This window comes from Arenimonas metalli CF5-1 (genome assembly GCF_000747155.1).
Classification (GTDB): Bacteria; Pseudomonadota; Gammaproteobacteria; order Xanthomonadales; family Xanthomonadaceae; genus Arenimonas; species Arenimonas metalli.
The window spans coordinates 38,695-59,232 of record NZ_AVCK01000019.1; the positions used below are offsets into that span (position 1 = coordinate 38,695).

Here is a 20,538-nt window from a genome sequence, read left to right on the forward strand (position 1 = left end):
ATGCTCATTGCCTTCAACAAGCCCTACGGCGTGCTCTGCCAGTTCACCGATAAAACGGTGCCGCCGCGGCCGACGCTGGCCGGGTTCTCGCTGCCGCCCGACGTCTACGCCGCCGGCCGCCTGGACCAGGACTCCGAGGGCCTGCTGCTGCTCTCCGACGACGGCCCGCTGATCGCCCGCATCAGCTCGCCCAAGTTCCACTGGCCCAAGACCTACCTGGTGCAGGTGGAAGGCGTGGCCGGCGACGAACACCTGGCCCAGCTGCGCAGCGGCGTCACCCTGGCCGACGGCGTCACCCGCCCGGCCAAGGCGCAGGTGCTGATCGGCGCGCCCGACTGGCTCTGGCCGCGCGACCCGCCCGTACGCGCACGCAAGACCGTGCCCGACAGCTGGATCGAGCTCACCATCACCGAAGGCCGCAACCGCCAGGTGCGGCGCATGGTCGCCGCGGTCGGCCTGCCCTGCCTGCGCCTGCTGCGCATCGCAGTCGGCCCGCACCGGCTCGAAGGCCTGCCGCCCGGCCAGTGGCGGGAACTCACCCAGTAACCCAGGAGCGCGGCATGGCTTTCCAGGACCACTTCTCCGGACACGCCACCGACTACGCCCGCGCCCGACCCACCTACCCGCACGGCCTGTTCGCCTGGCTCTCCGACCAGTGCCGGCACCACGACCTGGCCTGGGACGTGGGCTGCGGCAATGGCCAGGCCAGCCTGGCGCTGGTGCACCACTTCCAGCGCGTGCATGCCAGCGACCCCAGCGAGGCGCAGATCGCCGCCGCACCCTCCGACCCGCGCATCACCTGGCGGGTGGAATCGGCCGAGCACAGCGCGCTGCGCAACCACAGCGTGGACCTGGTCACGGCGGCGCAGGCCTACCACTGGTTCAACCAGGAGCGCTTTTGCGCCGAGGCGCAGCGGGTGCTCAAGCCCGGCGGCGTGATCGCGGTCTGGTGCTACGGCCGCACGCGGGTGGACCACGGCGTGGACGATGTCTTCGATGAACTCTACGAACACCGGCTCGGACCCTATTGGCCCCCTGAGCGTCGGCACGTGGACGATGGCTACCGGCACCTGCCGTTCCCCTTCGAGCCGATCAGCGATCCGCCGCGGTTCGAGATGGCGGTGGAATGGGACCTGGGGCAGTACCTGGATTATTTGCGCACGTGGTCGAGCAGCCAGCGTTTCCTGAAGGAAACCGGGCGCGATGCGGTGTCGGAATTCGGCTCGAACTTCGCGTCGGCCTGGGGTGATCCGGCGCGGCGGCGCGAGGTGCGCTGGCCGATTTCGCTCAAGGCCGGCCGCACGGCCGACGAGTGATGCGTGTTGTGGGAGGGACTGTAGGAGGGCCTTCAGGCCCGAAGCTTTTCAGCGGAAAGCTTCGGGCCTGAAGGCCCTCCTACATCGAGCCTTACTTCTTGGCGGCGGCTTTCTTGGCGGGAGCCTTTTTGGCCGCGGCTTTCTTCGCCGGCGCCTTCTTCACTGCAGCCTTCTTCGCCGGCGCGGTGGCCTTCTTCGCGGCGACCTGCTTGCTCGCCTTCTTGGCGGCGGGCTTGGCGGCGGCTTTCTTCTTCTTGTTGACCATGTAGACCGCGGCGCCCACGGCCGCCAGGGTCGCGGCGGTGACGGCGGCGCCGACCGGATGCTTGCGCACGGTCTTGACCGCGGCCGCGCCGCCCTTCTTCACCGCGGCCAGGCCCGCGCCGGCGCTGACCAGGGCGCCGGCCTTGCCGGCGAGGTCGGAATTCTTCCAGGCCTTCTTGGCCAGTTCGCTGCCGTCGTTCAACTTGGCCAGCGCGGTCGAAACGATCTTGTTCGTCTTGCTCATGGCGTGTCTCCGAGGGATGGGGCGCGGGAAGCGCGATTGCGTCTGTAGCCTACCGCCATTTACATGAACGGCGTATCGCGCATCGGCAGGCCTCAGGTGCCCCGGGGCTTGGCGCGGTGGGTGGCGGTGGCGGTCCACGGGTCGTCGGGCCAGGGGTGGCGCGGGTAGCGGCCCTTCATTTCCTTGCGCACTTCCGGGTAGGTGTTGGCCCAGAAGCTGCGCAGGTCCTGCGTGACCTGCAGCGGTTTGCCGCCGGGCGAGAGCAGGTGCAGGGTCAGCGGCACGCGGCCCTCGGCCACGCGCGGGGTGTCGGCCAGGCCGAACAGCTCCTGCAGCTTCACCGCCAGCACCGGCGGGCGGCCGTGCTCATAGGTGATGCCGCGCTCCATGCCCGAAGGCACTGTGATCCGCCGCGGGGCCAGGGCATCGAGCTTCTGCCGCAGCGACCAGTCCAGGGTGGAGCGCAGGGCCTCGCCCAGGGCTTCTTCATCGAGCGCATCGAGCCGGGTCTTGCCGGCGAAGGCGGGCTTGAGCCACTGCTCGCGGCTGGCCAGCAGGGCCTCGTCGGACAGGTCGGGCAGGCCGAGTTCGGGCAGCCACTCGCGCAGGCAGCGCACGCGCTCGCGCCACTGGGTCAGGCCTTCGGTCCACGGCAGCGCATCCAGGCCGAGTTCGCCGACGGCATCGCTGAGCGCCTGCGCGGCCAGCGCCGGGTCGGGGCGGCCAGCGGGCTTGGATTCGAGGGTGATGCGGTCGAAGCGGCGCTCCCGGCGGGCGATCAGGGCGCGAGCCTCGGGGTCCCAGCGCACCACGTCGCCTTCGAAGAAGCGCTCGGGGAAATCGCGCTGCAGCCGCGCCTCGTCCACCGGGGCGCCGCGCAGCACCAGCGAGTCCTTGGCTTCGAAGCGCAGTTCACTGGCGACGATCCAAGGCTCGCCGAACAGCGCGCTGTCGTCGAAGATCCGCGCCATGCGGCCGTTGGCCAGCTGGTAGCGGCGGGGCTCGCCCGGGTGCTGGCGGGCGATGCGGTCGGGGAAGGCGTGCGCGAGCAGGTCGCCGAGCAGGTGCGCGGGCGCGTCGTCGGGCGGCGCAGCGTCCACGCGCAGGCGGCGGCGCCACTGTTTGGCGGCGCTGTCGATCGCGGCCAGGGCGCCGCGGTTGGCGTCGGGGCCAACGCGGCCTTTGCGGAAGGCAGCGAGGGCCTGCCAGCGGCTGGCGATGTCATCGCGTCGTCCGCGCAGGGGGTCGCGGGCTTCGACGAGCGCGGCGAGGTCGCAAGCCAGTGCACGTTCGGCCGGATCACGCGGCGCCTTCAGCATCGCGGCCAGGCGCGGGTGCGTGCCCAGCGCCATCAGCTCGCGGCCGAAGGCGGTGATGCGCTGCTGCGCGTCGAGCGCGCCGAGGCGCTGCAGCAGTTCGCGCGCGGCGGCCAGCGGGCCGGGCGGCGGGGCGTCCACGAAGCGCAAGTCGGCGGCGCCCCAGGCCGCGAGTTCGAGCGCGAGGCCGGCCAGTTCGACCTGGGCGATCTCGGGCGTGCGCATCGGCTCGAGACGCTGCGACTGCGGCCACAGCCGATACGCCCAGCCTTCCGCGACGCGGCCCGCGCGGCCCGCGCGCTGGTCGGCCGAGGCCTGCGAGATGGTCACCGTGTCGAGCCGCGAGAAGCCGGAGTTGGGCTCGTAGCGCGGCTCGCGCGCGAGGCCGGCGTCGATCACCACGCGCACGCCGGGCAACGTGACCGAGCTTTCGGCGACGTTGGTGGCGAGGATGAGGCGGCGGCGGCCGTCGGGGTCTTCGGCGAGTGCGGCGGATTGGGCTTCGAGCGGCAGGTCGCCGTGCAGCGGCAGCACGGCCGGATCGCCGGACAATGCAGACTCGGAAAGCAGCCGCGTGGCATCGCCAATTTCCCGCTGTCCCGGCAAGAAAACCAGCAGATCGCCGGGATGCTTCGCCACGGCCTCCGCCACGCAGCGCTTGAGCTGCGCCATCAGCGGCTCGTCGCGCCGCGCCGGGAAATGCGCCACTGCCACGGGGTAGCTGCGCCCGGCGCTGGTCAAGCGCGGCGCATCGAGGAACCGCGCCAGCTTCTCGCCATCCAGCGTGGCCGACATCACCAGGATGCGCAGGTCATCGCGCAGCTGCGACTGCACGTCCAGCGCCAGCGCCAGGCCGAGGTCGCCGGCCAGGTGGCGTTCGTGGAATTCGTCGAACACGATCGCCGCGACGCCCTCGAGCGTGGGATCGTCCTGGATCATCCGCGTCAGGATGCCTTCGGTCACCACTTCGATCCGCGTGCGCGCGCTGACCTTGGCCTCGAAGCGGATGCGGTAGCCGACGGTGTCGCCCGGCGCTTCGCCCAGCTGGCGCGCCATGAAGCCGGCCGCGGCACGCGCGGCCACGCGGCGCGGTTCCAGCATCAGGATGCGGCCGTCGCCGCGCCACGGCGCCGACAGCAGGGCCAGCGGCACCTGGGTGGTCTTGCCGGCGCCGGGCGGTGCTTCCAGCACCAGGCGCGGGTGCGCCTCGAGGCTGGCCAGCAGCTGCGGCAGCAGCTCGGCGATCGGGAAATCGGGTCGGGTGGCGGCGGGTTTCACCGCGCTAGGCTAGAGAGCGCGACGCCTCGCGTCGAGCGTTGACGCACGTCCCTGTGGAAGAGACGTCCGTCCCGATGCTCCTGCCTCCTGTAGGAGGGACTTCAGCCCCGAAGCTTTTGGTTGGCCCTGGCAAGAAGCATCGGGACTGAAGTCCCTCCTACATGGGGCCGCGCGCAGGGGCGCGGCGCGCTTCGCCGATTGGGTTTGGCGCTGGAAGTCGAGCTGCCACAGGGCCAGCTGTTCGATCGCCGTGAGGTCATCGCGCATCGCCGCGCCGTTGCCGCGCACCAGCAGCACGCCGTTGCTGCCGTGGCGCCAGTCCACCCAGGGCGTGAAGCCGAAGGCGCCGGGGCTGGAAACGCGCAGGGTGTTGCCGCGCGCGTCCTTGGCTTCCACCCACTGGCCGATGCCATAGCCATAGCCGAGACCCGCGATGGGCGAGGACAAGACCGGCAGGCCGACGGTGCGGTCGATCGCCATCGCGGCCAGCGTGTCGTCGCGCAAGTAAGCCGTTGCGCCGTGGCGGCCGCCGGCCAGCACCATGTCCACCACGCGGCCGTAGTCGTCGAGCGTCGAGCGGGCGCCACCGCCGATGCGCGGGTTCGGATTGGAGATGTAGCCGGGCAAGGCCGTGCCCGCCGTCCAGTCGGTGGCGGTGAGGCCCAGCGGTTCGACCACTTCGGCGATGAACAGGCTGTCCCAGCTCAGGCCGGTCGCGCGCTCGGCGATCGCGCCGGCCACCTGCATCGAGTTGCCGCCATAGGCGAAGCCGGTGCCGGGCGCGTAGGCCAGCGGCGCATCCAAGATCTGTGTGGCGCAGTCCTGCAGCGATACCAGGCGGCTGGACAGGCATCCCGCGTCGTCCACGGTAATGCCCGAGGTGTGCGAGAACAGCTGCGCCAGCGTGATCGCGCGCGCGGCCACCGGCGCGTCCGGGAAGTAGGTGCCGACGCGGCTGTCCCAGGCCAGCACGCCGCGCTCGACCAGCCTTCCGAGCACCAGCGCCGACAGCCACTTGCTGGCCGAAGCGATGGCCACGCGCTCGTCGCCGCGGTAGCCGCCGAAGCTTTCCTGCATCAGCACCTGGCCCTCGCGGGCGAGCCGCAGCGAGGCGCCCTCGAGCGCGTAGTCGTTCACCAAGGCCTGCACCGCCAGCCGCACCGGCTGCAGGTCATGGGCGGGCCGCGCCGCGCCGGCGCCGGGCAGGCACAGGGCACCGAGGCCAAGGGTGAGCGTGAAGGCGAGCCAGCCGGATCGGGTCATGGCCGCCAGAACGCGGGCCGCGGCCCGCGGTTGACGCCCGGCGGCTAGAATTGCGGCCTCGCGAACAGGATCCGTTCATGGAATTGATCGACATCGGCGCCAACCTGGGCCACGAAAGCTTCGACGCCGACCTCGATGCCGTGCTGCAGCGCGCCGTGCTGGCCGGCGTGACGCGGCTGGTGGTCACCGGCGCCAGCCGCGCCGGCGCCGTGCGGGCGCTCGAGCTGGCGAAGGCGCACCCGGGCCTGCTCTGGGCTACCGCCGGCATCCACCCGCACCACGCCACCGAATGCACCGCCGAGGGCATCGCCGAGCTGCGCGCGCTGCAGGCCGAGCCCGAAGTGGTGGCGGCCGGCGAGTGCGGGCTGGATTACCACCGTGATTTCTCGCCGCGCCCGGCGCAGCGCAGCGCCTTCGAACGCCAGCTCGAACTGGCCGCGGAGACCAAGCTGCCGCTGTTCCTGCACCAGCGCGACGCCCACGGCGATTTCATGGCGATCATGAAGGCCTTCGAAGGCCAGCTCGGCCCGGTGGTGGTGCACTGCTTCACCGGCACCCGCGCCGAATGCTTCGACTACCTGGACCAGGACTGGCACATCGGCATCACCGGCTGGCTCTGCGACGAGCGCCGCGGCCAGCACCTGCGCGAGTTCGTGAAGGACATCCCGGCCGACCGCCTGATGGTGGAGACCGACGCGCCCTACCTGCTGCCGCGCACCGTGAAGCCGATGCCCAGCCACCGGCGCAACGAGCCGATGTACCTCGCGCACATCATCGAGGAGCTGGCCCGCGACCGCGGCGAAGACGTTTCGGTCACGGCCGCCGCGACGACGGCGACCGCCGCGGCCTTCTTCGGCTTGCCGCCGGCGCGCTAATCAGTCGGCATCCACGGGCAGCCCGTGGCGGCGGCCGAAGTCGAGCGCCTGGTCGCGCATGCGCTGGTCGAGCTCCTTCATGCGCTGGCGGTGGAACTTGCGGCAGTCGGCGCCGGTGCGGCCCGCGGGGCAGGCGTCCAGTGCCTCCTGGATTGCGCGCGCCTGGCCGACAAGGTCGGGCACCTGGTTGCCGATCGCCATCGCCTCGGCCAGGCCTTCGGCGGTGAAGGCGGTGACGATGCGGTACAGCGAGGTGTCGCGCTCCATCCGCGCGGATTCCATTTCCACCAGGTCGATCACCAGGTCGCCGCCGTCGAGGTCGCCGCCTTCCCAGCGCGTGCGGTGCACGGTGCGGTTGGCGCGGATGCGGAAGTCCTTCATCACGCCCACGCCGGCGCCGATGAAGGGCATCTGCGTCGCGATCGGGCTCGGGTTCCGGCCGACCCACATCTGCAGGAAGATGTCCTCGCCCTTGCCGCGGATGCCCTGCACGTTGCCGCCCGGGCCCTCGCCCAAGGTCTGCGGTACGCGCGGGATCGTGTCGAGGAAGCGGCGGTGCTGGGTCATGTCGCGCAGCCAGGCGAAGCCGGGGCCGAGGTTCTCGCCCAGCATCAGGCAAGCGTCGCCGATGTCCGGATGCTGCCCGCAGGCCAGCACGTCGCCGTCGGCCTGGCGCAGCACGAAGTGCAGCGTGCCGTCGCCAAAGGTGCCGGCCGGCAGCAGGCCGTCCAGCGCCCAGTCCGGGAACAGCAGGCTGCCGTCGGCGGTGTTGGCGAAGTACGTGATGCGGTCCAGGCCGCGCGAGGAATCCACCAGCTGCAGGATCCGCAGGTCGAAGCGATAGCGGCCCAGTTCGGACTCCGGATTCGGCGGGAACGGGCTGTTCGCGCGGAAGGTCTCCTCGACGCGACGCCGTTGCTCGGCCAGCCGCTCCCGCTCGGCGACATTGATGATCTCCTCGCCGTGCGCGATCCACGCTTCGTCGGTGCCGCTTTCCACCACCGGGATCGACGGCAGCTCGAACGGGTCGTGCATCGGCGGCAGCGGCACGTAGGTCTCGCCCACCAGGTCGCGGGCGGCGTCGCTGCCGGATTCGACGATGGGGATGGCCGGCGCGAACGGATCCACCGGCGTCGGTGCGGTCACTTCACCCGCGGCCCGCGCCGCGTCGCTGCCCGATTCCACCACCTCGATCGGTGGCGGTGGCGGCGGGTCACCCCAGGGCATCACGCCGGAGGCCGCCAGCACGCCGCCGGCGACCAACACCGCCGCGCCCACGGCCATCCAGCCGCGCGCGTTCACGGCAGGCCCCGTTCGGCGATGCGCCGGGCGATGGCTTCGAGCTCGCTGCTGGCCTGGAGGAACTTGTTGCGCTTGGCGTCGTCGACGCTGAAGTAGCGCAGCTCCACCACGCGGTTGCCCAGCGCGAAGCTGACGTTGAACTCCATGCGGTGCGAGGCCAGCGGATCGGGCTGGCGGAAGTGCACCGCCGACGCGCCGATCCCTTCCGGCCGCGACAGGCCGAAGCGGCGCACGCCGGTGTCGCGGGCCATGCGGTCGACCGTGGCCACGGCGCCAGCGGCGTCGCGCGCGGGCGAGACCATGAACACCAGCTCGTCCGAGAAACGGTCGTCGCCGATGCTGTAGATGCGGCTGCAGCGGCGGTCGTCCTCCGGCACCACGCCGCTGGCGCGACGGGCGATGCCGGCGGCGCGGTCGGCACCGATCACGGCGGCGATGTCGTCCACCGGGAACAGCGCATCGCACCAGGCCGAAGGTTCGGCGGCCTGCGCCGACAGCGCGGCGCCGGCCAGCACGCCAAGGGCGAAGCGACGAAGGACGGACGGCCTCACTGCTTCACCAGCTCGACGCGACGGTTGAGCGCGCGACCGGCCTCGCTGTCGTTCGGCGCCACCGGCTCGGCTTCGCCGGCGCCGCGGGCCTTGAGCCGGCGGTCGGCGATGCCGTGGTCGATCACCAGCGCGGCGCGCACGGCCAGCGCGCGCGACTCGCTCAGGCGCAGGTTCACCGTGGCGTCGCCGACGCCGTCGGTGTGGCCGACGATCTCGAGCTTGAGCGAGGGGTCGCGGCGCATCAGTTCGGCCACTTCCACCAGCGCGGCGCGCGACTCCGCCTTCAGCGTGGCCTTGCCGGTGTCGAAGTAGATGCCGTCCAGGCGCACCTTGCCGCCCTCGGCCAGCTCGGCCGCCAGCGCGTCGGCGTTCACGCCGGCCTGGCCGGTCTGCATCGCCGCGCCCTCGACCACGGTGACCCAGGTGCGCTGCTTGTTCACCATCACGGCGACGCTGACCTGGCGGTTGCCGACCACGCCCTCGGCGGCGACGTAGCGGAAGTCGCCGCCGACGCCGATGTTCATGCCGGCGACGTTGTTCCAGTTGGCCTCGCGGTTGCCGGTGCCGCCGCAGGCCTCGCGGCCGGCGCACTGGTGCACCAGGCGCAGGCCGCGGCCGCGCAGGGCCTGTTCGTAGTTGCGGGCGATCTCGAGCGTGGAGCGGCCCGACGGGTTGTTGTAGAGCGTGCGGGTGACGCGGCCCTCGACGGTGCGCGCGCGCAGGTCGCCGTTGCTCTCCTTGCCGACCACGAAGTCGTAGGCGTCGAAGGCCAGGGTGTCGTCCTCGCGCACGGTGGAGCCGGCGTAGGGCTCGACCCGAAACGCCGCGCCCGGCGCAGTCCGGCCGCCAGCCCCGGCGGGCGCGGCCACGGCACGGCCGCTGCGGTCTACGTACTGGATGTCCTCGCCCCGGGCGTCGGCCTCGCGGGCGCAGCGCTCGTCGCCCAGCACGCAGCGGGTGACGCGGCGGGTCTCGCGGTCGGCGGCGTGGCGTACTTCACTTTCGGCGGCGCGCTTGACGGTGCGCTTGAGCGAATCACCGAAGTCCTGGGCGGGCGTGGCCAACGGGAAGGTGGCGAGGAAGAGCAGGAGCAGGCTGTTTTTTCCGAACATTGCGTCGTTCTCGTGGGACGCCTGCGCAGGCAGGCCTTGCTCCGGAGTACGAAGGCGCGAGTGGATTAGTGCCACCCGCCGCCGGTCAACCGCCGCCGGCCGCCGCGATCCGGGCCGCGAGCGCGTCGCGGCGGGCCAGGTCGCGGGCGTCGCCGGGCGGCAGGTTCGGGTCTTCCGCGCGGGACCGGGCCAGCGCCACGTGGGCCGCGGCCGGGTCCCCGGCCGCGAGCAGGCACTCGGCTTCGGCCTCGGCCACCAGGGCATGCCGGGCCCGGTCGGGCCAGACGCCCTCATCGAGTCGCGCACGGGCACGCACGGCCAGCGTGCCGCCCTCGCCGGCGGCGCCGGTGCGGCACTGCGCCAGCGCGAGGTAAGCCTCGGCCTGCAGCGCTGAATCCGCGAAGGCGCCAAGCTCTTCATTGGCCTCCAGCCGCGCCAGCCCGAGTTGGCCGTCCCGCACCACGTCCGGCCAACGCTCCGCCAGCACCAGCGCCTCGAGTCGGTTCAAGGGCGTGAATGCCGCCTGCGCAGGATCCTCGCCGTCGGCGCGCGCCCACTCTTCGCTCGCCGCATCCAGCGCGGCCAGTGCGGCGTCGAACTCGCCCTGGCGCGCCAGCAGGCGACCAAGGTTGAAGCGCGCCGCGGCGCGGGCACTGCTGGGGGCATCGAACAAGGCATCGAAGACCGCCAGTGCGGCCCCAAGGCGCTCGCGCGCGCCGGCATGATCGCCCAGGTAGGTGCGCAGGCGACCGTTGTTCGAGAGGAGGATGCCCAGCCGGACGTCACGCGCGCCCGTGGCTTCCGCGGCGGCCACCGCGGCATCCGAGAAAGACAGCGCATCGGCGTAGCGACCGACGCTGCTGTAGATCACCGCCAGGTCGGAGCCCGCGCGCTCCGCCACGCCAGCGGGCAGGTCCTCGCGACCGGTGACGTCGCGATGGATGGCCTCGAACAGCGCCAGCGCCCCGTTGTAGTCCTGCCGTGACGCCAGCGCCATGGCGCGCGTGCGCCGCAGGCCCAGCAGGTCCGGACCCGGCGGCGCACCGGCTTCGATGGCCTCCTGCACCGGCACGGCTTCGGCCAACGCGGCGTCGGCCAGTTCGAAATCGCCGCGCGCCATGGCAAACGAGGCCTGGCGACGCAGGGCCTGGACCAGGATCGCGGGGGCCAGCGCCTGGTCCTGGCGGGCCAGCGCGATGGCCTCGGCGATCAGTTCGGCCGCTTCGTCCGGGCGCGCGCGGGTCTGGAACACGTTGGCGATCGCCGACAGCATCTGCGCGCGCAGCGCCGGCTCGCCAGACGCCGGGTCGCGGGCCCGCGCGACGCCGGCATCGAGCAGCTCGGCGGTGGTGGGCAGTTCATCGCGCGGCCGGTTCGGCAGCTGCGCCGAGAACAGGCCCAGCACGAAGTCGTTGAGGGCCTTGGCGCGATCACGCTCGCGCTCCGCGGCCTGGCGCGACTGCTCGGCCGCGGCCTGTGCCGCCTGTGCCGCCGCCGCCTGCGCGCGCGCCTCGCGCGCCTGCCACAGGCTCAGGCCGGTGCCCGCCAGCAGGCTCAGGACCAGGGCGCCCGCGAGCGCCGCCGGCACCGGGTTGCGCTGTGCCCAGCGGACGAACCGATAGGCGCGGCCACCCGGTCGCGCCTGCACCGGGCGACCTTCGCGCCAGGCCCGCAGGTCGTCGGCGAATGCGGCGGCCGCGGCGTAGCGATCGCCCGGATCGCGGGCCAGCGCCTTGGCCAGGATCCGCCGCAGGTCGTCGGCCAGCGGCGGGCTGGGCGGCAGCCTGGCTTCGCCCCGCTCCTCCGGCATGTCCGGCGCCGCGCCGAATACCAGCGCATGCAGCAGCGCCCCGAGGCCATAGACGTCGGTGGCGGTCGAGATGCCGCGGCCTTCGCGCTGTTCCGGCGCCGCATAGCGCGGCGTGAACGGGTAGTTGCCGCCGCGGGTGAGCTCGGCGGTGCCTTCCTCGAGTACGCGCGAGATGCCGAAATCGAGCAGCACCACGTGGCCCTCGGCATCCACCATGACGTTGCCGGGCTTGATGTCCCGATGCACGACCAGGTGGCGATGGGCATGCGCGACGGCGTCGGCCACCGCCGCCACCCGGTCCACGATGGCGTGCAGCCCCGGCCGGGTCCGCCGGCACCAGGCATCGATCGGTTCGCCTTCGACCAGGGCCATCGCGAACCAGGGCCGGCCGTCGGTGGCGACGCCGGCGTCGTAGAGCGAAGCGATGCCGGGATGCCGGAGCTGGGCCAGGATGCTGATCTCGCGCTCGAAGCGCGCCATCGCGGGCGCGTCGGGTGCCGGCAGCGCCAGCAGCTTCACCGCGGCGACTTGCGCTTCCGGCGCAACCAGGGAGCGTGCACGGTAGACCACCGACATGCCGCCGCGGCCCAGCACGGGCCCGATCGCCCAGCGGCCCAGCTGCGCCGGTGCGCTGGCGCCGGCGAGGCGCTGGTCCAGCGGTCCGCTGCCGGATTCCGCCCGCTGCATTCGCAGCACGCGCTCGCGCACCGCGTCGGGTGCCGCCGCCAGCGCCTGCGCGGCGGCTTCGGGATCAAGGTCGCGGAGGCGTTCGAACAGCGCTATCGCGACCTGCCACTCTCGGGCGTCGGTGTCTTCGCCGGCCATGGGTTCATTCCATCATTGCGTGCAGGGCCGCACGGGCGCTGGCCCAGTCTCGTTTCAAGCTACGTTCCGAGCGGCCCAGGAGTGCCACCAGTTCCGGGAACTCCAGGCCGGCGAAGAACCTCAGCTCGACCAGGCGGGCCTTGTCGGGGCTGGCGCGGGCCAGTCGCTCCAGCGCCTGGTCGAGTTCCAGCACCTGCTGGGGCGCCAGGTCGTCCACCAGCGATTCATTGAGTTCGACCCGCACCAGGCCGCCGCCATGGCGCTCGGCCAGCCGGTGGCGGGCGTGGTCGACGATGATCCAGCGCATCGCCTGCGCGGCCGCGGCAAAGAAATGCTGCCGGCTTTCCAGCGGCAGGGCGCCGCCGGAGAACAGGCGGAGATAGGTTTCGTGCACCAGCACGGTCGGCGACAGCGTGGCGTCGCCGCCGGGCGCGAGGCGCGAGGCGGCGAGGCGGCGCAACTCGGCATAGAGCAGCTCGAACGCCCGCGCCAGCGCCTGCGGGTCGCCTTCACGGGCGGCGTTGAGCCATTGCGTGATATCGCCAGTCATCCTTCCGGACCCTGCGGAGAGGGCCGAAATTACCCCGCCTGCCCGGTCAAGGCCAGCGCGAGGGGCCGGGCGGCATCGGCTGCGCTAGGCTGCAGAGCATCCCGGCATCGGAACGACACCCCATGAAGCATTGGTTGCCCAAGGCGTGGCAGCGCCTGCGCCGACCCTCCGCCGCCGCGGTGGGCAACGCCCGCTGGCGGGTGTTCGCGGCGTCCTGTGCGCTGCTCGGGCTGCTGGCGCACCTCACGCTGCTGCCGTGGTTCCTGTGGCGGGGCGTGCCCGAGCTGGTGGTGTACAGCCTGGTGACGCTGCCGGTGTACCTGCTGGCGACCTGGGTATTCGTGTTCCGCCCCGGCCTGCCCCGGCGCTGGCACTTCATCGGCACGGTGGGCGTGGGGCTGGAGCTGGCCGGCCAGGGCGCGCTGGCCACCTGGCTGCTGGGCTGGGGCGCGGGCTTCCACTACTACCTGCTGCTGGTGCCGCTGGTGATCCTGTTCTCGCCTTTCGGCAAGCCGCTGCAGCGGGCGCTGCTGTCGGCCGCCGTCGGCCTGGGCTACCTGGCGCTGTGGGAGGCAAGTAATCGCATCGCGCCCGTTTATGCGCTCGGTGCGGACGAGCTGCGCGGCTACCTGATCGCCAATTTCGCGCTGGTGTTCGTGGTGGTGATGGCGATCGGCTTCCTGTTCGAGCGCGCGGCGACGCGGATGGAAGGCGAGCTGGAGTGGGAGCGCCAGCGCTCCGAGCGCCTGCTGCTCAACACGCTGCCGGCGGCGATCGCGCAGCGCCTGAAGGACCATCCGGACGAAGCCATCGCCGAACGCCACGCCGAGGTCTCGGTGCTGTTCTGCGACATCGTCGGCTTCACGCGCCTGTCCGAACGGCTGCCGCCGGAGGCGCTGGTGGCGCTGCTCAACCGCGTGTTCACCGCCTTCGACGACCTGGCCGACCGCCACGGCGTGGAGAAGATCAAGACCATCGGCGACGCCTACATGGTCGCCGCCGGGCTGCCGGCGCCGCGTGCCGACCACGCGGCCGTGCTGGCCGACCTGGCGCTGGGCATGGTGGCGGCGGTGCGCGCGCTGCGTGAGGAAACCGGCGCCGCGCTCGACGTGCGCATCGGCATCCACAGCGGCGCCGTGGTGGCCGGCGTGATCGGCAGGCGCAAGTTCGCCTACGACCTCTGGGGCGACGTGGTGAACACCGCCGCGCGGATGGAATCCCACGGCGTGCCCGGCGCGGTGCAGGTGACCGAAGCCACCGCCCGCCTGCTCGGCGACGCCTACGGCCTGGCGCCGCGCGGCGAGTTGGAGATCAAGGGCAAGGGCGCGATGCCCGTGTACCTGCTGCAGCCCGCCGGCTGAGGCTCAGCTGCGCAGGCCGATGCCCCGCTTAAGCAGCCACAGGCCCAGCGCGCCCAGCGCCAGCACGAAGCCGAACATCAGCGCGAAGGCGGTGGCCATGGACACGTCGCTCTGGCCCAGCAGGCCGTAGCGGAAGGCGTTGACCATGTAGAAGATCGGGTTGAGGTGGGTGGCCGCCTCGGCCCAGTCCGGCAGCAGCTTCACCGAATAGAACACGCCGCCGAGGTAGGTGAGCGGGGTGAGGATGAAGGTCGGGACGATGGCGATGTCGTCGAACTTCTTGGCGTACACCGCGTTGACGAAGCCGGCGAGCGAGAAGATGGTCGCGCCCAGCAGCACCGTGGCCAGGGTGATCAGCGGGTGCGGGATGCGCACGTCGGTGAAGAACATGGCGATGCCCAGCACGATGGCGCCGACCATCAGCCCGCGCAGCACGCCGCCGGCAACGTAGCCGCCCAGGATCACCCAGTTCGGCATGGGGCTGACCAGCATTTCCTCGATGTGGCGGCCGAACTTGGCGCCGAAGAAGCTGGAGCTGATGTTGCCGTAGGCGTTCTGGATGATGGCCATCATCACCAGGCCCGGCACGATGAAGTCCATGTACGAGATGCCGTCCATGGTGCCGATGCGCGAGCCGATCAGGTTGCCGAAGATCAGGAAGTACAGGGTCATCGTGATCGCCGGCGGCACCAGGGTCTGGCCCCAGATGCGCAGGATGCGGGCGACCTCGCGGCGGGCGATGGTCTTGAGGGCGGTCAGGTTCTGGCTCATGCGGCCGCTCCCTTGGCGGCGGCTTCGGGCTGGCCGGTCAGGCGCACGAACAGCTCCTCGAGGCGGTTGGACTTGGTGCGCATCGAGCGCACGCGGATGCCCGCCTCGCCGAGCGCGGCGAACACGCGGTTGAGGTCCATCTCGCGCGGCATCTCGACGTCCAGGGTGTGGGGGTTCTCGGCCATCAGGGTGGCGCCGGGGATGGCGGGCAGCGTCGCCGGCAGGTCGCCGTCGATGTCGAGCAGGAAGCCCTCGACGTCGAGCTTGGCCAGCAGGCTGCGCATCGGGCCCTGCTCGATGATCCGGCCGCGGTCGATGATGGCGAGGTTGCGGCAGAGGTTCTCGGCCTCCTCGAGGTAATGCGTGGTGAGGATGACCGTGGTGCCGGCGGCGTTGACCTCCTTGAGCGTCTTCCACATGCCGCGGCGGATCTCGATGTCGACGCCGGCGGTGGGCTCGTCGAGGATCAGCAGCTTCGGCCGGGTCATCATGGCGCGGGCGATCATCAGCCGGCGCTTCATGCCGCCGGACAGGGTGCGCGACATGGTGCGGGCCTTGTCCCAGAGCTGGGCCTTCTTGAGCTCCTCCTCGGCGCGCTTCTCGGCTTCTGCACGCGGGATGCCGTAAAAGCCTGCGTAGTTCACGCAGATGTCGAACGGCTGCTCGAACATGTTGAAGTTGATCTCCTGCGGCACCAGGCCGATCTGGCGCATGGCCTCGGAGCGGTGGGCGTGCAGGTCGATGCCGAACACCTTCACGTCGCCGGAGGTCTTGTTCACCAGCGAGCTGACCACGCCGATGAGGGTGGACTTGCCGGCGCCGTTGGGGCCGAGCAGGGCGTAGAAATCGCCGGGGGCCACGGTGAGCGAGACGCCCTTGAGCGCTTGCACGCCGGTGGCATAGGTCTTCCGGAGATCGGTGATCTCGAGTGCGGGATGGTTTGGCATGGGGCTCCTGGACCGCCGCGGCGCTGCGCCGGGGGTCTGCGGGCCGTATTATATCGGCCTCGCCGCCCCGGCCCCGGGATCGTCGCGGCACACTGTTTCCTGATCCTGGAGTCTGTCTTGGCCATCGTGCAGTTCCCGCTCCGCCTGGTCGCCAGCCGCATGCTGGCGCCGACCGTGCGCCACCTCGCCTTCGCCCGCGACGATGGCCAGCCGCTCGACTTCATCCCGGGCCAGTTCGTGCAGGTGCACTTCAACTACCCGGACGGCACCCCGACCAAGCGCAGCTACTCGCTGGCCACCATGCACGACCACGCGATGGGCCCGGGCGAGGCGATCGAGATCGCGGTCAGCTACGTCGCCGGCGGCGCCGCCACCGCGCTGTTCGAGGCGATGGACGAAGGCCAGCAGATCCAGGCCAGCGGGCCCTACGGCCGCTTCTGCCTGGTGCCGTCCGACGCCAACCGCCGCTACCTGCTGATCGGCACCGGCACCGGCATCACCCCGTACCGGGCGATGCTGCCGCGCCTGGCCGAGCTGATGGCCGAGCGCGGCGTCGAGGTGGTGCTGTTGTTCGGCTGCCGCAAGCCCGAGGAGCTGATCTACGGCGAAGACTTCTACGCCTTCGCCGCCGCGCACCCGAACTTCCGCTTCGTGCCCTGCTTCAGCCGCGAGCTGCCGGCCGACCCGCATCCGGACGTGCGACAGGGCTACGTGCAGGACGTGCTGGCGGAATTCGCCCCGTCCGCCGAGGGCGACATCGCCTACCTCTGCGGCAACCCGAACATGGTCGACGCCACCTTCGAGGTGCTCAAGGCCGCCGGGCTGCCGGTGCCGCACATCCGGCGCGAGAAGTACGTCAGCAGCAAGTAGTCCCGCGCCCCGGCCCACCCGTCGGGGGGCCTTTGTCACCTTTTGCGCCGACGGCCGTCTGTAGTACAGGACATCCTGCCGTTCGACCCTGAGGTCACCATGCGAAGACTGCTTCCCGTCGCCCTGCTGTTGCTGTCGCTGCCGGTATCGGCGCGCACGCTGGGCAGCCTCGAGTTCACGCCCTGCGACATCGGCCGGGCCGGCACCGGCGCCACCACGCGGGCCGAGTGCGCCACGCTGGACGTGCCCGAGGACCCGGCCCGGCCCGAGGGCCGCAAGATCAGCCTGCGGATCGCGATGCTGCCGTCCCGCGCCGCCAAGCCCGCGGCCGACCCCCTGCTCTTCTTCGCCGGCGGCCCGGGCCAGTCGGCCGTGGACAGCCTCGCCAACGTCGGGCCGGGACTGGCGCGGGTGCGCGAGAAGCGGCACCTGCTGTTCATGGACCAGCGCGGCACCGGCGGATCCAACCCGCTGGCCTGCAAGCTGCCGATGGACGCGGACATGGCGATGCCATCGGCCGAGGTGCAGGTGAAGATGGCCGAGGACTGCCGCGACTCGCTCGATGCCGACCTCGCGCAGTACACCACCACGGTCGCCGCCGCCGACGTCGAGGCGCTGCGCCAGGCCATCGGTGCGCCGAAGCTCAACCTCTACGGCGGCTCCTACGGCACCCGCATGGCGCAGGAGTACGCGCGCCAGCAGCCCGACGCCGTGCGCAGCATCGTCCTCGACGGCGTGGTGCCGCCGGGACTGGCGCTGGGCAGCGAGCACGCCATCAACCTCGAGTCGGCGCTGAAGCAGATCCTCGGCCACTGCGCGGAGCAGGCCGGCTGCCGCCAGGCCTTCGGCGATCCTTACCGGACGCTGTACACGCTGCGCGACCAGGCCCGGGCGACGCCGCTGGCGGTGACGCTGCGCGATCCGCTGACGCACCAGCCGCGCGAACTCCGGCTCGACGAGGGCGCGGTGGCGCTGATCGCGCGCCTGTTCGCCTACGCACCGGAAACCGCCGCGCTGCTGCCGCTGCTGCTCGACGAAGCCGCCAAGGGCCGGCCGGAATCGCTGGTGGCGCAGGCCGCGCTGGTCTTCGATTCGCTCACCGGCGAGATCAACCACGGCATGCAGCTGTCGGTGATGTGCGCCGAGGACGCGCCGCAGCTGGAGGCGCGGCCGGAAGACAAGGACCTGGTGCTGGGCGACGCCATCATCAGCGTCTCGCTCAACCAGTGCAGCGTGTGGCCGAAGGGCCCGGTGTCGCCCGGCTTCCACGAGCCGCTGGCGACCGACATCCCGACCCTGCTGCTCTCGGGTGAGTACGACCCGGTGACGCCGCCGCGCTACGGCGAGGAAGTGCTCAAGTCGCTGGGCAAGGCGCGCCACCTGGTCGGTGCCGGCCAGGGCCACATCATGCTGTCGCGCGGCTGCACGCCGCGCCTGGTCGGCCAGTTCGTCGACCAGCTCGACCCCGAAGGCCTCGACGCCAGCTGCCTGGAGCCGCTGGGCGCGACGCCCTTCTTCATCAACCACAACGGAGCCGAGCCGTGATCGAAGTCCGCGATTTGCACAAGGCGTTCGGCAAGGTGAAGGCCGTGGACGGCGTCGGCTTCTCCGCCGCCGACGGCCAGATCACCGGCCTGCTGGGCCCCAACGGCGCCGGCAAGACCACGTCGCTGCGCATGCTCTACACCCTGATGAAGCCCGACCGCGGCCAGGTGCTGGTGGACGGCATCGACGCCAACGTGGACCCGGCCGGCGTGCGCCGCCGGCTCGGCGTGCTGCCCGACTCGCGCGGCCTGTACAAGCGCCTGACCAGCCGCGAGAACATCCGCTACTTCGGCCAGCTGCACGGCATGGACGACGCGCTCATCGCGCAGCGCACCGAGGCGCTGTCCAGGGCGCTCGAGATGGGCGACATCATCGACCGCCGCACCGAGGGCTTCTCGCAGGGCCAGCGGGTGAAGACCGCGATCGCCCGCGCGCTGGTGCACGACCCGCGCAACGTGATCCTGGACGAGCCGACCAACGGCCTGGACGTGATGGCGACGCGCGCGATGCGGCGCTTCCTGCTGCAGCTGCGCGCCGAGGGCCGCTGCGTGCTGTTCTCCAGCCACATCATGCAGGAGGTGGCGGCGCTGTGCGATCGCATCGTCATCATCGCCCGCGGCCAGGTGGTCGCGGAGGGCACGCCGGACGAGCTGCGCGCGCAAACGGGTGAAAGCAACCTCGAGGACGCCTTCGTCAAGGCGATCGGCACCGAAGAAGGACTGATGGCATGAAGCCCGCGATCGTAGTTTTCCTCAAGGAAGCCAGGGAGAACCTGCGCGACCGCAAGACCGTGCTCAACGCGCTGGTGATGGGCCCGCTGTTCGGGCCGATCTTCTTCGCCATCATGATGGGCTTCATCATCAACAAGCAGCTCGACAGCGCCGAGAAGCCGCTGTCGCTGCCGGTGGTGGGCGCCGAGCACGCGCCCAACCTGGTGGCGTGGCTGGAGCGGCAGGGCGTCGGGATCGAGCCGGCGCCCGCGGATGCCGAAGCCGCGATCCGGGAGCGCGATGCACGCGCCGTGCTGGTGATCCCGGCGGGCTTCGGCGAGCACTGGCGCAAGGGCGAGACGGCCCAGGTGCAGGTGCTGTTCGACAGCTCCGACCAGGATGGCCGGGCGCCCAAGGCGCGCATCAGCTCGCTGCTCGAGGCCTACTCGCAGCAGCACGCATCCATGCGCATCGCCGCGCGCGGCCTGCACCCGGCGCTGCTGTCGCCGGTGGTGGTGGCCGATCGCGACCTGGCCAGCACGCAGCAACGCGCCGGCCAGCTGCTCGGCTTCCTGCCCTACCTGCTGGTGCTGGGCGCCTTCCTGGGCGGCATGTACCTGGCCATCGACACCACCGCGGGCGAGCGCGAGCGGCAGTCGCTCGAGCCGCTGCTGGCCAACCCGGCCACCCGCGCCGAGATCGTGCTGGGCAAGCTGGGCGCCACCTTTGGCTTCGCGATGGCCAGCATGATGCTCAGCCTGGTCGCGTTCTCGATCGCGTTCCAGTTCATCGACCTGGACCGGCTGGGCATGCGCATCGAGTTCGGCGCCGACCTCATCCTGCGCGCCGGCCTGCTGATGGTGCCGCTGGTGATGTGTTTCGCCGCGCTGCAGACGATCGTGGCGGCCTACGCCAAGAGCTACCGCGAGGCGCAGACCTACCTCTCGCTGCTGATGCTGGTGCCGATGCTGCCTTCGGTGATCCTGATGGTGAACCCGATGAAGGGCGAGCTGTGGATGTCCGCGGTGCCGCTGCTGTCGCAGAACGTGCTGGTGATGGCCCTGGCCCGCGGCGAGGTGGTGGCGCTGGCTGATTTCGCGATCAGCTTCGGCGCAACCCTGGCCCTGGCAGTGGGGCTGGTGTGGGTGGCCGTCCGCATCTACCACCGCGAACAGCTGGCGGTCTCGGCCTGAACAAAAAGGGGTCAGAGTAAATATTTGCTTGAAGCAAATATTTACTCTGACCCCTTTTTTCGGCGGCATGAAAAAGGCCCGGCAATGCCGGGCCTTTTTGTTTTGCGCCTTGCCGCGGATTACATGCGGAAGGTGAAGGTGCGGGTCAGCGTGGCCGGCTGGTCCATCGGCTGGAAGCGCCAGTCGCGGACCGTGGCCAGCACTTCGCGGTCGAAGGCGCCGCGCGGCTGGGCGCGGACGACGCGGACGTTGCTGACCGTGCCATCGGCCGCGATGCTGATCTCGACCGTGATTTCACCGGTGATGCCCGAGCGCGCGGCCGACGCCGGGTAGGCCGGCTGCGGGGTGCGGATGCCGACCGGGGTGGTGGCGCGCGGGGCCGGGGCCGGGGTGGCGACCGGGGCCGGCGGCGGCGTGGTCGGCTGGGCCACGGCC

Annotated in this window: 19 protein-coding genes; 8 read left to right on the forward strand and 11 right to left on the reverse strand. The window is 71.4% G+C overall.

The genetic code is table 11. From position 1 onward, the window contains the following. Together N787_RS07675 and N787_RS07680 are read left to right on the forward strand one after the other, a co-directional pair. The gene (locus N787_RS07675) at nt 1-546 is read left to right on the forward strand and encodes a pseudouridine synthase (protein ID WP_034212327.1); all 546 of its coding nucleotides are present in this window, start codon (nt 1-3) and stop codon (nt 544-546) included. Nucleotides 547-560: 14 nt separating this feature from the next. Beyond that, nucleotides 561-1,316, forward strand: coding sequence for a class I SAM-dependent methyltransferase (locus tag N787_RS07680; protein ID WP_034212329.1), 756 nt, complete (start codon nt 561-563; stop codon nt 1,314-1,316). A 91-nt stretch (nt 1,317-1,407) separates the two neighbouring features. Here N787_RS07680 and N787_RS15215 read toward each other — a convergent pair whose 3' ends face one another. The 3 genes from N787_RS15215 to N787_RS07695 all read right to left on the reverse strand — a co-directional run bounded on the left by N787_RS15215 (nt 1,408) and on the right by N787_RS07695 (nt 5,681). Continuing rightward, nucleotides 1,408-1,824 carry a hypothetical protein gene (locus N787_RS15215; protein WP_052575268.1) on the reverse strand — a complete coding sequence of 139 codons (417 nt, stop codon included), beginning with the start codon at nt 1,822-1,824 and terminating at the stop codon, nt 1,408-1,410. 92 nt (nt 1,825-1,916) lie between these two features. Continuing rightward, complete coding sequence (gene hrpB / locus N787_RS07690; RefSeq protein WP_034212330.1) at nt 1,917-4,418, reverse strand: ATP-dependent helicase HrpB; 2,502 nt, start codon at nt 4,416-4,418, stop codon at nt 1,917-1,919. Nucleotides 4,419-4,427: 9 nt separating this feature from the next. Next, complete coding sequence (locus N787_RS07695; RefSeq protein WP_034212331.1) at nt 4,428-5,681, reverse strand: serine hydrolase domain-containing protein; 1,254 nt, start codon at nt 5,679-5,681, stop codon at nt 4,428-4,430. A 77-nt stretch (nt 5,682-5,758) separates the two neighbouring features. On the opposite strand from N787_RS07695, the gene N787_RS07700 reads away from it, so the two are divergent. Next, entirely contained in the window at nt 5,759-6,556 is a 798-nt protein-coding gene (locus N787_RS07700) for a TatD family hydrolase (RefSeq protein WP_034212332.1), read from the forward strand. Here the strand turns inward: N787_RS07700 and N787_RS07705 are convergent, their stop codons facing one another. From N787_RS07705 to N787_RS07725, 5 genes are all read right to left on the reverse strand, one after another. Then, the gene (locus N787_RS07705; RefSeq protein WP_034212334.1) at nt 6,557-7,858 is read right to left on the reverse strand and encodes a hypothetical protein; all 1,302 of its coding nucleotides are present in this window, start codon (nt 7,856-7,858) and stop codon (nt 6,557-6,559) included. Further along, a complete protein-coding gene (locus N787_RS07710) occupies nt 7,855-8,409 on the reverse strand; it encodes a hypothetical protein (RefSeq protein WP_156968957.1) in 555 nt (184 codons plus the stop codon). Before N787_RS07710 ends, N787_RS07705 begins: the two co-directional genes overlap by 4 nt. Beyond that, complete coding sequence (locus N787_RS07715; RefSeq protein ID WP_052575269.1) at nt 8,406-9,521, reverse strand: OmpA family protein; 1,116 nt, start codon at nt 9,519-9,521, stop codon at nt 8,406-8,408. Before N787_RS07715 ends, N787_RS07710 begins: the two co-directional genes overlap by 4 nt. Nucleotides 9,522-9,606: 85 nt before the next feature. Continuing rightward, a complete protein-coding gene (locus N787_RS14320; RefSeq protein WP_052575270.1) occupies nt 9,607-12,156 on the reverse strand; it encodes a serine/threonine-protein kinase in 2,550 nt (849 codons plus the stop codon). Nucleotides 12,157-12,160: 4 nt separating this feature from the next. After that, the gene (locus tag N787_RS07725) at nt 12,161-12,706 is read right to left on the reverse strand and encodes an ECF-type sigma factor (protein WP_034212338.1); all 546 of its coding nucleotides are present in this window, start codon (nt 12,704-12,706) and stop codon (nt 12,161-12,163) included. A 122-nt stretch (nt 12,707-12,828) separates the two neighbouring features. Between N787_RS07725 and N787_RS14325 the strand changes: the two genes are divergently transcribed. After that, complete coding sequence (locus N787_RS14325; protein WP_052575271.1) at nt 12,829-14,067, forward strand: adenylate/guanylate cyclase domain-containing protein; 1,239 nt, start codon at nt 12,829-12,831, stop codon at nt 14,065-14,067. A 3-nt stretch (nt 14,068-14,070) separates the two neighbouring features. On the opposite strand, the gene N787_RS07735 is transcribed toward N787_RS14325, so the two are convergent. Together N787_RS07735 and N787_RS07740 are read right to left on the reverse strand one after the other, a co-directional pair. After that, nucleotides 14,071-14,838 carry an ABC transporter permease gene (locus N787_RS07735; RefSeq protein WP_034212340.1) on the reverse strand — a complete coding sequence of 256 codons (768 nt, stop codon included), beginning with the start codon at nt 14,836-14,838 and terminating at the stop codon, nt 14,071-14,073. Continuing rightward, a complete protein-coding gene (locus N787_RS07740) occupies nt 14,835-15,785 on the reverse strand; it encodes an ABC transporter ATP-binding protein (protein WP_034212343.1) in 951 nt (316 codons plus the stop codon). Before N787_RS07740 ends, N787_RS07735 begins: the two co-directional genes overlap by 4 nt. A gap of 117 nt (nt 15,786-15,902) precedes the next feature. Between N787_RS07740 and N787_RS07745 the strand changes: the two genes are divergently transcribed. The 4 genes from N787_RS07745 (at nt 15,903) to N787_RS07760 (ending at nt 20,103) form a co-directional block, all read left to right on the forward strand. Beyond that, nucleotides 15,903-16,655, forward strand: coding sequence for a ferredoxin--NADP reductase (locus tag N787_RS07745; protein ID WP_329669079.1), 753 nt, complete (start codon nt 15,903-15,905; stop codon nt 16,653-16,655). Nucleotides 16,656-16,754: 99 nt separating this feature from the next. Further along, on the forward strand, nt 16,755-18,200 hold the full coding sequence (locus N787_RS07750) for an alpha/beta fold hydrolase (protein ID WP_084590705.1): 1,446 nt from the start codon (nt 16,755-16,757) through the stop codon (nt 18,198-18,200). After that, entirely contained in the window at nt 18,197-18,931 is a 735-nt protein-coding gene (locus N787_RS07755; protein WP_034212345.1) for an ABC transporter ATP-binding protein, read from the forward strand. The genes N787_RS07750 and N787_RS07755 overlap by 4 nt, the downstream gene beginning before the upstream one ends. Further along, entirely contained in the window at nt 18,928-20,103 is a 1,176-nt protein-coding gene (locus N787_RS07760; protein ID WP_034212347.1) for an ABC transporter permease, read from the forward strand. Before N787_RS07755 ends, N787_RS07760 begins: the two co-directional genes overlap by 4 nt. Nucleotides 20,104-20,222: 119 nt before the next feature. On the opposite strand, the gene N787_RS07765 is transcribed toward N787_RS07760, so the two are convergent. Next, the coding region (locus tag N787_RS07765) for an energy transducer TonB (protein WP_156968958.1) at nt 20,223-20,538 on the reverse strand (316 nt) is incomplete at its 5' end.

Excerpts from the sequence above, each read along its gene's own strand:
- N787_RS07675 (WP_034212327.1), top strand. The coding sequence starts at position 1 with ATGCTCATTGCCTTCAACAAGCCCTACGGCGTGCTCTGCCAGTTCACC.
- N787_RS07680 (WP_034212329.1), top strand. The coding sequence starts at position 561 with ATGGCTTTCCAGGACCACTTCTCCGGACACGCCACCGACTACGCCCGC.
- N787_RS15215 (WP_052575268.1), bottom strand. The coding sequence starts at position 1,824 with ATGAGCAAGACGAACAAGATCGTTTCGACCGCGCTGGCCAAGTTGAAC.
- N787_RS07695 (WP_034212331.1), bottom strand. The coding sequence starts at position 5,681 with ATGACCCGATCCGGCTGGCTCGCCTTCACGCTCACCCTTGGCCTCGGT.
- N787_RS07700 (WP_034212332.1), top strand. The coding sequence starts at position 5,759 with ATGGAATTGATCGACATCGGCGCCAACCTGGGCCACGAAAGCTTCGAC.
- N787_RS07715 (WP_052575269.1), bottom strand. The coding sequence starts at position 9,521 with ATGTTCGGAAAAAACAGCCTGCTCCTGCTCTTCCTCGCCACCTTCCCG.
- N787_RS14320 (WP_052575270.1), bottom strand. The coding sequence starts at position 12,156 with ATGGCCGGCGAAGACACCGACGCCCGAGAGTGGCAGGTCGCGATAGCG.
- N787_RS07725 (WP_034212338.1), bottom strand. The coding sequence starts at position 12,706 with ATGACTGGCGATATCACGCAATGGCTCAACGCCGCCCGTGAAGGCGAC.
- N787_RS14325 (WP_052575271.1), top strand. The coding sequence starts at position 12,829 with ATGAAGCATTGGTTGCCCAAGGCGTGGCAGCGCCTGCGCCGACCCTCC.
- N787_RS07735 (WP_034212340.1), bottom strand. The coding sequence starts at position 14,838 with ATGAGCCAGAACCTGACCGCCCTCAAGACCATCGCCCGCCGCGAGGTC.
- N787_RS07740 (WP_034212343.1), bottom strand. The coding sequence starts at position 15,785 with ATGCCAAACCATCCCGCACTCGAGATCACCGATCTCCGGAAGACCTAT.
- N787_RS07750 (WP_084590705.1), top strand. The coding sequence starts at position 16,755 with ATGCGAAGACTGCTTCCCGTCGCCCTGCTGTTGCTGTCGCTGCCGGTA.
- N787_RS07760 (WP_034212347.1), top strand. The coding sequence starts at position 18,928 with ATGAAGCCCGCGATCGTAGTTTTCCTCAAGGAAGCCAGGGAGAACCTG.